The following is a 16,067-nucleotide window of genomic DNA, read 5'->3' as shown; positions in this document are numbered from 1 at the left end:
CGCCGATATCGATCCTCATGCCGATGGTCGAGTTGAAGTCGAACCCGGCTATGCTCTCACAGGATATGATCGGAGTTGAGACTTCGAATGCGGCACCGCGCGGCGGTTATGGCGCAAAACAGTGCATGTCCTCAAACGAACTGAATGCCCATGCTGTTGATTTTTCGCCACCGCACCTGGCACGCCCACAGCCTGTTGTCCGAGAGCTGCAAATGGAAGGAGTTCGGTGCGGAAAGCGGGTTCTCGATTTGGATCATCGCACCGGTATCGGACAGGTTTCTGACAGTACAATCGAAGACCGAACGCCCGTCATTGAATATGATCTTGGCACCAAAAAACGTCCGCTTTCGCGTCGATGCTCTGCCTTCAGGTGAATCAGGCGAGACTGTCGTCATAGCATTGGCTCCCGTGCACCATGCTTCACTAATTTGGCATATTCTAGTGTCGGAAGCGTTAACGAAATTCTTGGAAACAAGCAGCTTACGCGAATCTCAATGGTCCATGGAAAGCTCAAGAGCAATACTGCGGGATTGAACTCCGCCTGCATTTATGTGGCGTTTCGGCCGCCTTTCTGCAGGTGGTGGCGTCAGCGGAAATGTAGCAGGAATATGGTTGGCGCGCTCAGAGACATCGTAAGGAGGAAAAAGGAAATTGCGTATTTCAGCTTCCGCATCCTGCGTGTTTTTATGCCGTCCCAATCGTATCCCATAAGTATATCCCCCGCTGATTCAAAAAAATCCGATGCAGGTGGAGTATCGCAGGAGTCGTTTGCGTGAAGCTTGCCGAAAACATCATGTCGGCTGGCGCCAAAACCGATCTTTGATGGGGGAAATTCTATTTTTTACAGCGTAATAATTTCAAGCGTAAGTAGAGCGACGCGCTGCTATTCAAGGCTGCATTGGAGAGAAGTGTTGAAATGAAACCGGGCGCTTGGCCGGTTTCAATGGCGGGAAATCGGGGAGTAATTGCGTCTAACAGGAAACCGGTGTCGGGCAGCACCCGAATTTGACAGCGGAACTGGAGTTCTTCCACTCGATGAATTTCATCATTCGGTCATATCGAACACGATCACCCGGATGCGCTTGCCGCGGGGCAAATCTCGCCGCCTTAATGGCGTGCGCTCAATGCTTTTTATGTCCACCTTCCATCAAGCTGAATACAAAGATGACGGCCAGGAGCAGCATCAACGTATAGTCGAAGGGGGTGAGCAGACGAAGTAGTTCCATGATATTTCTCCTCCCACAGAGAATACGAACCAGAACAACTATTAGTATGTTCTTTTATTTGGTGCATGCCAAGTTTTTTACATCTTGCGGTGCAAAAACAATGTTGTGCGAGGCACAAATAAGCGCTTGTTTGCAAAGGCTTATCTGCACCAATTCCACTGTCCGGGTTGCAAGGGGGAGCGTGCGCTCGTCTCGGGATCCTATTGTCAATAAAATTTATAGAGTATATTTTCACTCGTAACGGTAATTGCGATTGATCGGCAGGCGGCGAGTTCGCGCAGCGATCGATCCGGAAGGAGATGGCTATGACCATTAGCTCTGATCATCAGGCGCGTGATCTGCCAGTCGTCGCGATCATCGGCGGCGGGGTTTCCGGAACGGCAGTTGCCTTCCATCTGCTGCAACGCCGGTTGTTGCGGCCCGGCCAGCTTTTCATTTTCGAGCCACGTGACCGTCTGGGGGCGGGGCTTGCTTATGATACGCGCGATCCCGCTCACCGCATCAATGTGCCGGCGGCCAAGATGAGCCTCCTGCCTGACGACCTCGAGCATTTTCAACGCTGGCTGCAGGAGCAGGACGCGCTGGCAGGTGATGAGGCGGCGGTCGCGGCGAATGGCAGCCTGTTTCCTCGTCGTGCCGTTTTCGGAAACTATATTTCCAGCATGATACGTCCCTTCGTAGAGGAGGGGCGTCTCACCCATATCGCTCAAGGGGTCGAACGGATCTCACGGTCGGGTCGCCGCTGGGTGATTACAGGCGAGGCAGGACGGCGCGTGGATGCGGATATTCTCGTCATCGCCACCAGTCATCCCTCGCCCCTGCCGCCGCAATTGCTGCAGGATGCGCTTGCCGATCATCCGCGCTTTGTTCCCGATCCGACGCGGCCGGATGCGCTCGCGGCTGTCCGGGCTGATGATCGCGTGCTGGTGGTTGGCAATGGCCTGACCTCGGCCGATGTCATCGCCTCTCTCCATCTGCGCGGTCACAAGGGCCCCATTACCGCCATGTCCCGTCGCGGATTGCGTTCACGCGGCCATGCGCGGGTGAAACAGGACCTGTTCGGCGATTTCGTCAGTCACCCGTCGCGGACGGCGCTGGATCTCCTACGGCATGTGCGCGCGGCCATCCGGGAAGCGGAAGGCGAGGGGCGCAGCTGGCACGCGGTCATCGATCAGGTGCGGGCGCAGGGGCGGCATTTGTGGCGGGAGCTATCCGTCGAGGAGCGAAGGCGTGTCGTCAGGCATTTGCGGCCCTTCTGGGACGTGCATCGTTTTCGCGTCGCGCCGCAGGTGGAGGCTGTCAGCGAACAGGCGATTGATGCCGGCCGGCTTGAAGTGCTCGCGGCTTCGGTTGCTTCCATCGAGGTCGCAGACGGCGGCATCGATTGCAGGCTCCGCCTCAGCCGCTCCGACCGAGGTGTCGAAAGGCAATTCGATGCCGTCGTTGTTACCACCGGTCCCGGCCATCGCGGGATCCTGCAGTCGCAAGGCTGGATCGAGGGTCTTGCGACGGCCGGATATCTAGCGATGGACCCCACGGGGCTCGGACTTGCTTGCGACACCCAATCGCGGGCGCTTGACGCTAGCGAGGCGATCGTGCCGGCGTTGTTCATCTCGGGTCCATTGGCGCGCGGAACCTTCGGTGAGCTCATGGGTTTGCCTGAAGTGGTGGAGCATGCTGTCCTCGTTGCCGAGCAGGTGGCTTTGGCAATTGCCGAGCACGAACATGGGCATGGCGGAGCACATTTGGATAGTAGCGCCGCCTAAATCCAAGAAAAGCCGCAAAATCGTTGCTTCGGCGATACATTTGCCTAAATTTACTCATATAAACTATACAATTTGTGAGTTATTGTCTTGTTTGTCCGGGGTGGCGGGGTTACTTCCGCAATCTCTAATGACAAGATCGGCCGGCTGAGTCCCATCGAACCGAGCCGGGTTCCCAACAATCGACTTTGCAGTAAAGCGGATAGCGATGCTTACGAAAAAAGGAAAATATGGATTGAAGGCGCTGGTGGATCTGGCTCGTCTTGGGCCAGGCGAAACAGCGTTCATCAACGATATCGCGTTACGCAACAACATTCCGAAGAAGTTTCTCGATACCATCCTGCTCGAATTGCGCAATGCCGGTGTGCTTCGCTCGAAGAAGGGCCCCGGCGGCGGTTATTCGCTGTCGCGCTCGGCTTCGGAAATCCGCATCGGTCATGTCATTCGCACATTGGACGGTCCGCTTGCCCCGATCCGCTGCGCCAGCCGCACGGCCTATGAGGCTTGTGACGACTGTTCGGATCCGGAGCGCTGTCAGGTGCGTCGCTCGATGACGGAGGTCCGCGACGCGATTGCTGAGATTCTCGATAACATGACGTTGGAACAGTTCGTCGCTGGCGGCTCGCAAATCGAGATCCCGGAACGGGAAGACTACCGCGCTTCGAATATCGGCTGAACCCTTCGGCCGTTTCCTTTTTATTGGACCCAGCGCAGCCGACGTTCAGGGCGATGAGCTCTTTGGCGGCTTTATGCCGTTCAGATGATAGTTGCCGACGGCATTGTATGTCCGTCGTGCCGGATCATGGAGCGTATGAATGCGGGCATTGCGCCAGTGGCGGTCAAGATTGAGGCCGATGCGTGCCGAGGACGCGCCCGCGAGATCAAACAGCGTGTTGGACGCCTCCATGGCGATCTCCGCCGTCACGGTCTGTGCCGCCGCCACGGAGAGTGCGGCATCGATCACATGATCCTCGGTGAGATTGATCTGGGCGGCATCGATCTTGCTGCCGGCGCGCTCCACCATCGCCGTTGCTGCTTCAATGCGAACGGCAATCTCTCCCACTCTGGTGATAATAAGCGGATCATCCGCAGCATGCTTCAGGCTATTGTCCGTCGAGGGATGAGCGCGCATGAGCTCGATGGTCGTCGCAAGCGCCGATCGGGCTATGCCGAGATTGATGCCGGCATGGGTGAGCTGGCCGATGGAATCGATGACGGAAGGCTGCCCAAGCTTTTCATGATGCGAAAGTACCGCGTCGACGTTGAGATAGATGTTGTGCAGGATGGTTGTTCCGTTTCCGGAGGTCCGCTGGCCGAAACCATCCCAGTCGTCGATGATCTGGACGCCTTCGGTATTCCTCGGCACGACGGCCACGGCATCGGCGATGAACATGACGATCCAGTCGGAGAAGAGAACGCTGGCGGAATGGAAGCTCCGGCCGTTCAGGCGGTAGCCTAGCCCGTCATGTGTCAGTTGCAGATTACTTTGACCGGCTCCGCCTGTGCCGGCATCGGAAGAAACACTGCCGAAACGGTCACCGGCCATGACCCTGGCAAAAAGGGACGACTTCTGCTCCTCACTGCCGCAGGTACGCACCGCTTCCAGCACGTGGAAATGAGTCTGCAAAATCTGCGCGATGGAGGGATCGGCTCCTGCCAGGATGGCGATGATTTCGGCAAGGACGGAGTTGGAAATATCGATGCCACCATGTTCTGACGGCACGGAGATCCCGAACAGGCCTGACTGGGAGAGGGTCTCGATTTCGTCATAGGGCAGGACACGGTTGATATCGCGATCGCTGGCCTGCAGCGCGAAGCCGACGGCCAGCGATCGCGCGATTTCGAGCGCTTCCTCTTCACTTTGAATACGATGCGCGGGTGGCCTGACGCGTTCGTGCAACTGCAAAACAGTCCCCATCCATCACTCCATCAGCCAGCGCCAGATCGGTTCTTCAGGCAGGGCAAATCCGTAAGATCTTAATTTCTATGGATCTAGTATACAATGGATTTTCTTTGCTTATTCGGATCCTGCCTTTCGGCATAATAGGCGGCAAATGGAGAAATTGTAAGCACGCGGCCGGAAGACGTGGCCGCCTGCATCCAGGAGATCCCCCATGAGCGCCATCTTGATCCTTCCCGGCCTGAACGGTTCCGCCGAGGGCCATTGGCAACGTCATTGGACGCGTGATCATGCCTCCGCGACCATCGTGCGACAGGCTTCGTGGTCGAGGCCGGTATTGTCTCAGTGGCTGCAGGCACTCGAAAACGAGCTGGAGCGAGCGGGGCAGGCATGGCTCGTCACACACAGTCTCGGCTGCCTGCTTGCCGCCGATCTGGCCGATCGGCCGGCTGCCAGGCGAGTGAAGGGCGCCTTTCTGGTGGCGCCCTGTGATCTTGAGAGGACCGAGAGGCTTCATCCCGGCGCTATCGAATTCGGCGCGATGCCGACCAGGCCCTTGCCGTTCAGAAGTCTCGTTGTCGGCAGCCGTGACGATCGTTACATGGATTTCGCAACACTCCGGCGGTATGCTGCCTGCTGGGGAAGCGAGATTCACGATCTCGGAGACGCCGGTCATATCAATATCGAAAGCGGCTTCGGCCGTTGGCGGGAAGGTTATAAGCTATTCTCTTCCTTTGCCGAAACCGTAGAAGGTAGATCGCAAAAAGGCCTGCGATCGCAGGCCGCCACCCGCGTCATGGTATCATCGCTCTGATCCGTTCCCGGGCTCGGTAGGCAAGAAAGCGCTTGCTAACGGCGCATTTTCACGCTTTCATATACGACTAAATGAGTAGACAATGGGAACAATTCCGTTGCCTGACTATTTTGACGGGCAGCCGTGTGCGTAGCCAGTTGCAGGTGTCCGGTTCTTGAATCCGGGTTTGAGCCTGCGTGTCGCATCTTGCTTCGTGAGGGGAAGGTATTCCCGGCTGAAGGCGATGCGCTGAATTTTGAGAACCGATGCGGCTTTCATGCGTTTTATGAGCCGCAGCGCTGTGGCCGCCAAACATTATAATCAGAGTTTGTGTTTCGCAGGCCGTAAAGTGAGCAAGCCCGAGAAAGGCATGATCGACCACCTCTCGCCCCAGGAGTTGATATGACGGTTCAGGGATTTTTTTCCGCCAAGGCAAATGCGGCGGCCCAGGCTTACGCGATGCCCCGTATCGCCGTTATCGGCCGCGGCTTCTCGGGCATGATGATCGCGATCGCCCTGATGAAGACGGTGCGCAACCCGTTCCACCTGCAGCTTTTCGATCCGAATTCCAGCGTCAGCGGGGGGCAGGCCCTGGCGTCCGGCCACAGCAGCGAAATCCTCAACAGCCGCGTTCGCGACCTTTCCGTTTCAGCCGGAGATCCTGACGACTTCAATGAATGGCTGTGCGGCAATGCTCCCTTCCGCAGCGCCGTCCCGGCGGCCATACCGGGCTTTCAGCAGATCTTCGTTCCGAAGAGCATTTTCAGCGATTATGTCTATCAGCGCTTTTCCGAAGCCTTTGCATCTCGGCGAGACGTGACGGTTCAGGTCAGCGGCGAGATGGTCACAGGCCTTCGTCGCCTGCGCGGCAGCTGCTTTCTGGTGGAAAGCGAGGGTGCCGCCAACGCACCGTTCGATATGGTCGTACTGGCGACCGGCTATGGCATTGCCGACCAGGAATCGCAAAGCGGTGAATCGGTGAATATCCCAACGGCAGTCCGTGCTCGCCGCCTGGTGTCGCGGCCGCATACGGTGCTGCTCGGCAGCGGCTTGCGCGTCGTCGACACGTTGCTGCAGATGCGCGACGGCGGCTATGCGGGTCAGATCACCATTGTTTCCAGACGTGGATTCCTGCCGCAGAGCCATACGCGCAACAATGCCGAGCCCGTCTTTCCCGCCGACAGGATGCCCAATCAGCTGAGCGAAATCATCCGCTTCATCCGCAGGGCCTGCGAAGATGCAGAAGCGAACGGCCAGAGCTGGCAATCCGTCATGAACGGCCTGCGCAAGCACGCGCGCTCGCTCTGGCGAGCGTTGCCTGCCGGTCAGAAGCAGCGGTTCAACCGCCATCTGCGGGCACTCTATGACAGCCACCGCAACCGACTGCCCGAGGCATTACATGTTCGCCTGAAACAGGAACTGGCTGAGGGCAATACGTTGCTGCGGCGAGGTCACTTTATCCGGCGGACGCCGACCGGATTGACGCTGAGGCCCGCCGGACAGCAGGAAATCGAACAGCTCTATGCGGATGAGGTGATCGACTGTCGGTGCCAGGCGCCCGATCTCGATGCGCCGCTGCTGCGCAAACTGATCGATGCCGGCCTTGCCGTGCCGGACGAACTTGGCCTCGGCCTTGCCGTCGAAGCAACGGGCGCGCTTGCTGTCGATGGACGAACGACCGACGGAATTTTTGCGATAGGTCCGCTAGGGCTCGGCAGTCTTCCTGACATCGACCTCGTGCCTGAAATCGTCACACAGGCTTATGCGGCCGCGGAGACTATGGCGGAGCGCTTCCATCCGCAGTGCAAGGCGGTCTAGCCGACTTTTCAGATTTTTCACGAACAGATCGGCCGCTTCATCCTCCGGGAATAAACGTCGCTGTCGCAGGACACGCCGATCGGCACGGTTGCGGCTGTAGTCGGGACGCAGCCTTCATCCTTATTCCCGCGAAATGGTACGAGCAGGGCCGTCCCCATTGCCGGCTGCATTCTTCGGCCTATCTCCGGGCCTGTCTTTGGGTGTAGCCTTCGGAAAGTCAGAACGGCGATCTTCGGCCTTGGGTATGTCCGGCCCGATAAGGTGTGGAACGCCTTTGTGTCGCCTTTCTTTGTCTTACAAGGCGTACGCGTAGAGACTATGAAATCTGCAATCACAGTAGAGGACGAATCTGTCCTTCATGTCCATGGCGATTCTGGTTCAGTTTCCCATGACTTTATTTGCGACGAGGAGCTTTGCTTGCGCCCGCTGAAATTCCGTCTGCGTCTTCTGCCGCTTTTGCTGCTGGGATTGGGCCTTGCCACGGCCGCCGTGCCACTAGTGGGCAGGGATGCCTTTGCGCAGGATCAGCAGCCGTCGCAACCGCCCCAGCAAGCCGAGCAGCCGCCCCAGCTTGCCAACGGCTTACTGGATGCCGCCGTTGCCGATCTTAACAAGGCGAAGAAGGAATACGGCTCCATCCAAGACAGTGCCAAGCAGGCCGGAGCGGACGACGAAGCACTGGTGGCGCTTTCCGGCCAGGTAGACGTTCTCAACCGCTCTGTTGCGGCAATTTCGACAAGGTTGAAACCCCGTTCCGCCGAGATCGATGCGCGCCTGACCCAGCTCGGCGCCGCGCCTAAGGAGGGGCAGCCGCCGGAGGCTGTCATCGTCACGCAGGAGCGAGACCGCCTCAATGCCGAGCGCAAGCAGATCAGCGCCGTAAGTCTCGACGCCGACAATCTGACCGCGGAGACCAATCGACTTTCGATGCAGCTCATGGAGACGCGGCGCAGGCTGTTTACCGAGACATTGCTAAAGCGCACGGAGGTTTCCGCAGGGACATTCCAGGATGCCGCATCGGCGCTCGTCGACGAGGGCGTCGAATTCCGTGACGCGGTGACGAGCTGGATCGGCTTCGTCCTGAAGGCCAAGTTTGCCTCATTCCTGGCCGCCGTCTGCCTGTCGATCGGCGCGGCCTTGATTTTCCTCTTCGGCGGCTACCGGCTGTTCCGCCGCTATTATGTGCAGGACGAGGCTATCGAGAACCCGCCCTATATCAGCCGCCTTTCGGTTGCCTTCTGGTCGACTTTGATCCGAACGCTGTCATTGGTTGCGTTTCTTGTCACGTCCTTCTTCTTCCTCTCGAACTTCAATGTGCTGCGGCCGGATATCGCCCCGATACTGGGTGCATTCTTCGGCTTTATCGGCCTCGTCTATTTCGTCGGGCGGCTGACCAATGCCGTTTTTGCGCCGTTCAGGCCGCATTGGCGTCTCGTCAAATTGTCGAACAAGGGCGCGCGCTCATTGAGCTGGTGCCTGCAGGCCATGGCCGTGGTCAACGGTCTGGATTATGTCTTCGACCGCATCAGCGAGTCCATGGGATCGCCCGTCGTCGTAACTGTGGTGAAAAGTTTCTTTGCCGCGCTGCTGATCGGCCTCATCCTGATTGCAGCGTCCTTCGGCTCGCCGATGCTGGCCAAGAACGGCGATCCCGATGCGCCGGGCCGACGCTGGCCGCACGGCATGGCGATCATCCTTCGCGTTCTCGGCGCATTGGTGATCTTCATATCGTTCATCGGCTATGTCGGCCTCGCTCGCTTCATGGCAACGCAGATGATCGTGACAAGCGCCGTCATCGCGACCATGTATCTCGGCTTCCAGCTCGGCAAGGCGGTATCAAAGCAGGGTGTCTTTGCCGAGACGATCATCGGGCGCCTTCTGGAAAACCGTCTCAAGCTTGGCGATGTCGCGCTCGATCAGGGCGGCCTCATCGCCGGGCTTGCGACCTATGCCGTGGCACTCTTGACCGGCATCCCTTTGATCCTGCTCTCCTGGGGTTTCCATATCCAGGATCTTGAACTGATTGCCTACCGGCTGTTCACCGAGATCCGCATCGGCAACATATCGATATCGCTGCTTGGCATTTGCGCTGGCATCCTCTTGTTTGCCGGCGGCTATCTGATTACGCGCTGGTTCCAGCGGTGGCTCGACAGCAATGTCATGGCGCGCGGTCAGGTGGATCTGGGTGTCCGCAACTCCGTGAGGACCGGTATTGGCTATCTTGGCGTCGCCGTGGCTGCGATCATAGCCATTTCTGCCGCGGGCATCGACCTGTCCAGCCTGGCGCTCGTTGCCAGCGCGCTCTCGGTCGGCATCGGTTTCGGCCTGCAGAACATCGTGTCGAATTTCGTCTCCGGCCTGATCCTCCTGGTCGAGCGGCCCTTCAAGGTTGGCGACTGGATCGTGTCGGGCACATCCGAAGGCATCGTCAAGCGCATCTCGGTGCGTGCGACCGAGATCGAAACCTTCCGCAAACAGTCGATCATCGTGCCGAATTCGGAGCTCATCAATGCCTCGGTCGGCAACTGGACGCACCGCAACCGGTTGGCGCGCTCGGAAATTCCAGTATCCGTCAGCTTCGAGTCCGATCCGCAGAAGGTGATGGAAATCCTGCTGGATTTGGTGCGCGGCGTCCCGAAGGTGTTGAGAAATCCGGAGCCGCATGTGGAGTTCCTGCGCTTCGGCCCGTCCTCGCTTGATTTCGAGATGCGGTTCTATCTTTCGGATCTTTCCGACGGCATGGATATCCGCAACAGTCTACGCATCCAGATCCTGAAGCGTTTTCGCGAGGAGGGAATCTCCATTCCCTATCCGCATCAGGAATTGCACATCGTTCGCGATGGCAAGCGAAGCCGGCAGATGGATGCCGCCGGCAGTAAATTGACGGATTCCGCGGACGGGCCTGAAGAGGAACGCGAGGATATTGCAGAGCCTGTCGTTTCTCAGCGCGAGGAGCAGGTACAGGAGGCAAAGAGCGCCGCCCGCCGTCGCGGCCGGACGGCGGCCGAGTAAGGGGACGGGCCGGGCCGGCGGGTTCGCCTTGCCGGAGGCCATGCGAAGCGGCCCAGCTCGCCTGCGCCTCGTTCAGCGCAGTAGGGACCTGCCCCGGTCGAAGGCTTCAAAGCGTATTATTCTGCAATTCCAGTTTTTGAAAGCTGGGGTATCGCCTATCCGACCGGCGAAATGCTCGTCGATATCTGGCCGTTTCCTTCATTTCTGGGAAACCAGTCGACTTAACAAATATTCAAAAGCTTTGTTCTAGAAACAATAACAGAGGGGCCAATTTCAAAAGCAGGTTTTTATTATGCCATTTCTGGGTGTTTCGGGGATGCAATATTCCGGCGCGTCGCTTGCTGGATCGCGTATTCTTCTTGTTGAGGATTCCAATCTCTTTACTTCGATGATCCGGGCCAGGCTGAGAGAGCTTCTGGACATCGATGTCGAAATCTGCCGCAATTTCGAGGAGTTGCAGCTTGCTTATGACAAGTCGTCGGAGCCGATCCAGCTGGCGATTTCAAACATGAACCTGCCGGGAGCCGAGAAGGGCGAAGCGCTGGCTTATCTGCTTGATCTCTCCATTCCGACGATCGCTTTCACGGGCACCTTTCTGGAAGGCACGCGCGACGAGCTGATCGCCAAGAATGTCGTCGACTACATCCTCAAGGACAATATTTTTGCCGTGGATTTGCTGGCGGAATCGATCTGCCGCTTTCTCACCAACCAGCGCCATCATGTTCTGATCGTCGATGACAGTCCAACGGCGCGGGCCCTGTTGTCCAGCCGGCTGAAACGCTACAATTTTCGCGTCAGTATCGCGGAAGGCGGCGTCAAGGCGTTGGAGATTCTGAAGGCCAATCGCGACATCGGCCTGATGGTCACGGATTACAACATGCCCGACATGGATGGCTTCGAGCTGACGCGGCGTATTCGCGCAGCGACCGGTTCGCACCAGTTGCGCATCATCGGCGTCTCATCATCAACCAATCGGCTTCTTTCGGCACGCTTCCTCAAGGCTGGCGGCAATGATTTCATTCTGCGGCCGTTCATCGACGAGGAGTTTTACTGCCGCGTAAACCAGAATCTCGACACGTTACTTCAGATTCAATCAGCGCGGCGTGTCAGCGAAATAGCATGAAATACCACAAGGCCGGCGTAGCGGCGTCGACCTAATGTGAGGAAAATTCATTTTTATGCAAATGTCTGCAATCTGCGGTTCCAATTTTTCACGAATCCTGTTCAGGATAGGTGTATCGGCGGTTTTAGCAGATGCGAGACTGACTGAGTATTTCGTGTGCCGGATGGCACGGGAGGAATTGAAGGGAAATGGTGCTGCATGTGGGAGCCCTCAGCGATGGCAGCAGCTATCGCACTGGCAGCCAGAAGATACTTCTGGTCGAGGATTCGCGCATGTTTTCCGCCGTATTGTCGCATCGATTTGAAACCGAACTCGGTCTTGCCGTCACGCATTGTGCCTCGTTGAAAATGTTGAACGAAGCGCTGGCGGACGGTGGCCGCGGCTTTACCATGGCGGTGATCGATCTAAACCTGCCCGACGCTGCCTACGGCGAGGCGCTGGACGTCGCCGTCAAGCATCAGATACCAAGCATCGTCTTTACGGCGTCTTTCGATACGGCGACGCGCAATCGCATCATGGAGCGCAGTGTCGTTGACTATGTCTTGAAGGACAGCGAGTTCGCTCTCGACAATCTCGTCGCGGCCGTTCGGCGCGCCATCACCAATCGGACGACACGCGTACTGGTTGTCGATGATTTGCCATCGGCCAGGCAGATGCTCATAGACCTCCTGCAGGCACAACAATTCAGGGTTACCGAGGCCAGCACAGGCGTCGAGGCTCTGGCGGCGTTCGAAGAGTTTGACGATATCGAAATTGTCATCACCGATTACAACATGCCCGACATGAACGGCCATGAACTGACGCGCCGCATCCGCCATCGCTATGGATCGGATAGGATGCGGATCATCGGCATCTCTTCTTCAAACGACCGTTTGTTGTCGGCAAGCTTCCTCAAGGCCGGCGCCAGCGACTTCATCTACCGCCCTTTCGTTCCGGAAGAGCTGCAATGTCGCATTGCTTTGAATGTCGAGACGCTGACGCAGCTCAAGCAATTGCGGGCGGCGGCGGCGAGCGACTATCTGACGGGTCTTTACAACAGGCGGTATTTTTACGATCACGCCCCGCGGCTGGTGAATGAATGCCTGCGCCGACAGTGCCCCAGTTCCGTTGCCATTCTCGATATCGACCATTTCAAGAAGCTAAACGACACTTACGGTCACGAAATTGGCGATCTCGTGCTGAAGGCTGTCGCTCGTCGGCTCCATGCGCTGTTCGAAGGCACCACGAGCCTTTTGTCCCGCCTTGGCGGCGAAGAATTCGCCATTCTGTTCAATGAAATGGATTCGCGCGCGGCAACCATGCTTTGCGACGAGGTGCGTATCGATCTCGCCGGTTTGAAGGTCAGCGCGGATGATGAGGAATTATCCGTTACCGTATCGATCGGCGTCGCCGAGATCGCCGGCTACGAATCCTTCGACAACTATCTCAATGCGGCCGACCAGTTTCTCTACATGGCCAAGCATAACGGCCGCAATCAGGTCTATTCCGACTTCAGGATGACCGAAGAAGCGGCCGAATAGGCCGCTTGCATCGATAATCGCTGCTGATTGATGCTGTTTTCAGACGACGATGCCGGTGCGGTTCGTCGACATGGTCAGCTTGCGCTCGGCGCGCTCCTGCTGCGGCGAGCGGTTGTAGAGTTCGCGATAACACTTGGAAAAATGCGAGGCGGACACGAAGCCGCAGGCGACGGCCACTTCGACAACCGGCATGGAGGATTGCACGAGCAGGTGCCGGGCGCGATCCAGCCGGATTTCGAGATAGTAGCGGGCCGGCGAGCGACCCATCTCCTGCCGGAACAGGCGTTCGATCTGGCGGCGCGACAGGCCGGCATCATCGGCAATTTCCAGCAGCGACAACGGCTCGGCGAGGTTGCTTTCCATCAGCTCGATGATCGACAGTACCTTGGCATTCTGCACGCCCAGGCGCGCACGCAACGGCAGGCGCTGGCGGTCATGCGGGCTGCGGACGCGATCGGTCAATTGCTGCTCGCAGACGCGATTGACGAGGTTCTCGCCGAAGTCCTGGCCGATCAGGTTCAGCATCATGTCGAGCGAAGCTGTGCCGCCGGCACAGGTATAGATGTTGCTGTCGACCTCGTAGAGATCGGCATAGACTTCGGCCTGTGGGAAGGTCTCGGAGAAGCCGGGGAGGTTTTCCCAGTGGATGGCGCAGCGCTTGCCATTCAGCAGGCCCGCCTGGGCAAGCACATGTGCGCCCGTACAGAGACTGCCGACAGCCACGCCGCGATTATAGGTCTCGCGCAGCCAGGCGTTGACCGACTTGTTGTTGAACTCCTCGACATAGATGCCGGAACAGACCAGCACCATATTCGGGCGGTTTTCGCCGCCGAGATAGCGGCGTTCGTCGGCGAGCGCTGAGTTGACCTCGAGGCCGATGCCGCTGGAGGAATAGACCTTCTGGCCGTCGGTGGAGGCGAGACGCCATGTGTAGGCGGGGTAGCCCAGCATGCGGTTGGCGATGCGCAATGTCTCTACCGCGGCGGAAAACGGCAGCATGGTGAAATGCGGAACGAGGAAGAAAACCAGGGAACGCGTCTTAATCGGAGTCTTGCTCATATCGTGAAAATCCATGCTCCAGGACCATTGCGTATTCCTTGCGTCAAATACGTCGGCTCGATGGTCTATTAGCGACATTGGCATGGATAATCGCGGCCGCAAAGGAATATTTGCGTTTGCTACAAAAAATGCCGCGGTGAAGAAAGCAGATGAAGGAGTGCAAGCAATCTACTGAAACAACCAAATATATATGGGGCTGATTATCAAGATTAAGTGGGAATGCGCGTCCAGATGCACAAATGTTCGAAAGGCGACACTCGTTGGGGTTGAGTGTCGCCTTCAGATTTTACGATCATTCGCAATCATCGCATAGCCTTGGGAGTGTTGGTTTCGTTCGCGGCGGGCCAGCCCATGTCCTTGCGTACATCATCGGACAGTGACTCAAGCTCGCGTAGCGAACGCCATTGCTGCCAGCGATCCGCGATCTTGGAGAAAAAAGGCATGTGGCTGCCACCCGATGGAAACGGGCTCTGCACCCTGTCTGTATGTCTATAGGTGATCGTTGTCATTTCCAGGTTCCTTTCGGCTTTAGATGCTCAAAAGATCGCAATCCTCAAGCAACAATATGGATCCGACCTATTCATCAATCAAACGAATAGATCTTATATCTGTCATTAGTATTCTTGAACGATTGCGTCTTGCCGGGCTTTCGTTCGAGGGCGGACAGCGTCCGATCCGGGGGGAGGCCGCGCGCATTGACGTCGTCGATCAGGTGAGCGGGGAAGCGCGCTGCAATCTCGTCGAGCGTATGCTGCGCCATCCGTTGAATTTTTCGGATATGCAAAAGGGTGAAGATGCGAGAGGCTTCGCCGAGTGCCGTGCCAGCCATGGTGTTTGCTCCTTTGCAGCTGCCTGTATCAGTTTCATTAGGGCTAATATGCTGCTTCGTTGACAATCAGACAAATGAAATGATATGGTGCTTAGGATCAGAAAAATTGAAGGTTGCCGATATGACTGTACCGTTTCGCCGGCCCATACCGTTGCTTGACAATGAAGTTCTGCGCACCTTTGTAGCCATTGCCGAGACCGGCAATTTCTCCACCGCCGCCGATGCGGTCTTCCGCACGCCGTCCGCTGTTTCGATGCAAATCAAGAAGCTGGAAGAGCAGCTCGGCGTGACGCTGTTCCTGCGCGACGCGCGCTCTGTCAGCCTGACGCAGCATGGCGAGATGCTGCTCTCCTACGCGCGCAATATCCTGGCCTTGTCGAACGAAGCCGTATCGCGTTTCATCATGCCCGAGCTCAGCGGCGTGGTGCGGCTTGGCGCACCCGATGATATCGGCGAGCGCCTGCTGCCGACCATTCTGAAGAGCTTTTCGGAGAGCTATCCCGGCATCATGGTGGATGTCGTCGTGGATATGAGCCTCCAGCTGAAGAAGCGCATCGAGGAGCAGCGACTGGATCTGGCGCTGATCAATTGCGCGACGCGGCCTTTCCCGACGGAAGGCGAAGTGATCTATACGGAGCGTCTCGTCTGGGCGGGTGCCAAGTGCGGCACGGCCTATCGGCGCGACCCGCTGCCGATCTCCATCTGGGAAGACGGTTGCATCTGGCGGTCGGAAGCGTTGGCGCAACTGGAACGGCAGAAGCGGCCTTACCGCGTTTCCTATCTCAGCGCCCACACGATGGCGCAGCGCGCCGCTATTGTCTCCGACCTTGCGGTCGCGCCGTTCCCACGGTCCTACATTGGTGAGGATATGGAGATCCTCGGCCCGAACGAGGGGCTGCCGGAACTCACCTCCTTCGACATTCGCCTGCTGACGGCATCGCAGATGACGGGGCCGATGAAGGCCGTTGCCGATAGCATCCGGCAGGCATTCATAGAGATCGGGCGAAAAATGGCCGCGTGAGCC

At 57.7% G+C, this 16,067-nt stretch carries 13 protein-coding genes; 8 read left to right on the top strand and 5 right to left on the bottom strand.

Features of this window, described 5'->3' with window-relative positions:
- Positions 1 to 131: 131 nt before the first annotated feature.
- Positions 132 to 395 carry a PilZ domain-containing protein gene (locus tag GA0061101_RS15275; RefSeq protein WP_092573934.1) on the bottom strand — a complete coding sequence of 88 codons (264 nt, stop codon included), beginning with the start codon at positions 393 to 395 and terminating at the stop codon, positions 132 to 134.
- A 1,136-nt stretch (positions 396 to 1,531) separates the two neighbouring features.
- Between GA0061101_RS15275 and GA0061101_RS15270 the strand changes: the two genes are divergently transcribed.
- On the top strand, positions 1,532 to 2,992 hold the full coding sequence (locus tag GA0061101_RS15270; protein ID WP_092573932.1) for an FAD/NAD(P)-binding protein: 1,461 nt from the start codon (positions 1,532 to 1,534) through the stop codon (positions 2,990 to 2,992).
- A 205-nt stretch (positions 2,993 to 3,197) separates the two neighbouring features.
- Positions 3,198 to 3,665: an RrF2 family transcriptional regulator gene (locus GA0061101_RS15265; protein ID WP_047557963.1), complete on the top strand. Its 468-nt coding sequence runs from the start codon at positions 3,198 to 3,200 to the stop codon at positions 3,663 to 3,665.
- Positions 3,666 to 3,710: 45 nt separating this feature from the next.
- Here the strand turns inward: GA0061101_RS15265 and GA0061101_RS15260 are convergent, their stop codons facing one another.
- Positions 3,711 to 4,907, bottom strand: a complete 1,197-nt coding sequence (locus GA0061101_RS15260; protein ID WP_092573930.1) for an SfnB family sulfur acquisition oxidoreductase — start codon at positions 4,905 to 4,907, stop codon at positions 3,711 to 3,713.
- 196 nt (positions 4,908 to 5,103) lie between these two features.
- On the opposite strand from GA0061101_RS15260, the gene GA0061101_RS15255 reads away from it, so the two are divergent.
- The 5 genes from GA0061101_RS15255 to GA0061101_RS15235 all read left to right on the top strand — a co-directional run bounded on the left by GA0061101_RS15255 (position 5,104) and on the right by GA0061101_RS15235 (position 13,155).
- The gene (locus tag GA0061101_RS15255) at positions 5,104 to 5,703 is read left to right on the top strand and encodes an RBBP9/YdeN family alpha/beta hydrolase (protein ID WP_037202614.1); all 600 of its coding nucleotides are present in this window, start codon (positions 5,104 to 5,106) and stop codon (positions 5,701 to 5,703) included.
- Positions 5,704 to 6,084: 381 nt separating this feature from the next.
- Positions 6,085 to 7,500 (top strand): FAD/NAD(P)-binding protein, encoded by a 1,416-nt coding sequence (locus tag GA0061101_RS15250; protein ID WP_092573928.1) that lies wholly within the window; start codon positions 6,085 to 6,087, stop codon positions 7,498 to 7,500.
- 417 nt (positions 7,501 to 7,917) lie between these two features.
- Complete coding sequence (locus tag GA0061101_RS15245; protein ID WP_092573926.1) at positions 7,918 to 10,512, top strand: mechanosensitive ion channel family protein; 2,595 nt, start codon at positions 7,918 to 7,920, stop codon at positions 10,510 to 10,512.
- A gap of 292 nt (positions 10,513 to 10,804) precedes the next feature.
- On the top strand, positions 10,805 to 11,635 hold the full coding sequence (locus tag GA0061101_RS15240) for a response regulator (protein ID WP_037202609.1): 831 nt from the start codon (positions 10,805 to 10,807) through the stop codon (positions 11,633 to 11,635).
- A gap of 188 nt (positions 11,636 to 11,823) precedes the next feature.
- Positions 11,824 to 13,155 (top strand): diguanylate cyclase, encoded by a 1,332-nt coding sequence (locus GA0061101_RS15235; RefSeq protein ID WP_037202608.1) that lies wholly within the window; start codon positions 11,824 to 11,826, stop codon positions 13,153 to 13,155.
- A gap of 39 nt (positions 13,156 to 13,194) precedes the next feature.
- On the opposite strand, the gene GA0061101_RS15230 is transcribed toward GA0061101_RS15235, so the two are convergent.
- The 3 genes from GA0061101_RS15230 to GA0061101_RS15220 form a co-directional block, all read right to left on the bottom strand.
- Entirely contained in the window at positions 13,195 to 14,214 is a 1,020-nt protein-coding gene (locus tag GA0061101_RS15230) for a GlxA family transcriptional regulator (protein WP_348644881.1), read from the bottom strand.
- A 302-nt stretch (positions 14,215 to 14,516) separates the two neighbouring features.
- A complete protein-coding gene (locus tag GA0061101_RS15225) occupies positions 14,517 to 14,723 on the bottom strand; it encodes a hypothetical protein (protein ID WP_037202606.1) in 207 nt (68 codons plus the stop codon).
- A gap of 74 nt (positions 14,724 to 14,797) precedes the next feature.
- Positions 14,798 to 15,043 (bottom strand): hypothetical protein, encoded by a 246-nt coding sequence (locus GA0061101_RS15220; RefSeq protein ID WP_047557957.1) that lies wholly within the window; start codon positions 15,041 to 15,043, stop codon positions 14,798 to 14,800.
- 79 nt (positions 15,044 to 15,122) lie between these two features.
- Between GA0061101_RS15220 and GA0061101_RS15215 the strand changes: the two genes are divergently transcribed.
- A complete protein-coding gene (locus GA0061101_RS15215) occupies positions 15,123 to 16,064 on the top strand; it encodes a LysR family transcriptional regulator (protein WP_173410923.1) in 942 nt (313 codons plus the stop codon).
- Positions 16,065 to 16,067: the final 3 nt, after the last annotated feature.

Origin of the sequence: Martinezella lusitana (assembly GCF_900094565.1) — a bacterium.
Taxonomy (GTDB): Bacteria; Pseudomonadota; Alphaproteobacteria; order Rhizobiales; family Rhizobiaceae; genus Rhizobium; species Rhizobium lusitanum.
The sequence above is the reverse complement of the archived record's forward strand: the minus strand, read 5'-3'. Positions and strand labels throughout refer to the sequence as shown.

Excerpts from the sequence above, each read along its gene's own strand:
- GA0061101_RS15275 (WP_092573934.1), bottom strand. The coding sequence starts at position 395 with ATGACGACAGTCTCGCCTGATTCACCTGAAGGCAGAGCATCGACGCGA.
- GA0061101_RS15270 (WP_092573932.1), top strand. The coding sequence starts at position 1,532 with ATGACCATTAGCTCTGATCATCAGGCGCGTGATCTGCCAGTCGTCGCG.
- GA0061101_RS15265 (WP_047557963.1), top strand. The coding sequence starts at position 3,198 with ATGCTTACGAAAAAAGGAAAATATGGATTGAAGGCGCTGGTGGATCTG.
- GA0061101_RS15260 (WP_092573930.1), bottom strand. The coding sequence starts at position 4,907 with ATGGGGACTGTTTTGCAGTTGCACGAACGCGTCAGGCCACCCGCGCAT.
- GA0061101_RS15255 (WP_037202614.1), top strand. The coding sequence starts at position 5,104 with ATGAGCGCCATCTTGATCCTTCCCGGCCTGAACGGTTCCGCCGAGGGC.
- GA0061101_RS15250 (WP_092573928.1), top strand. The coding sequence starts at position 6,085 with ATGACGGTTCAGGGATTTTTTTCCGCCAAGGCAAATGCGGCGGCCCAG.
- GA0061101_RS15240 (WP_037202609.1), top strand. The coding sequence starts at position 10,805 with ATGCCATTTCTGGGTGTTTCGGGGATGCAATATTCCGGCGCGTCGCTT.
- GA0061101_RS15235 (WP_037202608.1), top strand. The coding sequence starts at position 11,824 with ATGGTGCTGCATGTGGGAGCCCTCAGCGATGGCAGCAGCTATCGCACT.
- GA0061101_RS15230 (WP_348644881.1), bottom strand. The coding sequence starts at position 14,214 with ATGAGCAAGACTCCGATTAAGACGCGTTCCCTGGTTTTCTTCCTCGTT.
- GA0061101_RS15225 (WP_037202606.1), bottom strand. The coding sequence starts at position 14,723 with ATGACAACGATCACCTATAGACATACAGACAGGGTGCAGAGCCCGTTT.
- GA0061101_RS15220 (WP_047557957.1), bottom strand. The coding sequence starts at position 15,043 with ATGGCTGGCACGGCACTCGGCGAAGCCTCTCGCATCTTCACCCTTTTG.
- GA0061101_RS15215 (WP_173410923.1), top strand. The coding sequence starts at position 15,123 with ATGATATGGTGCTTAGGATCAGAAAAATTGAAGGTTGCCGATATGACT.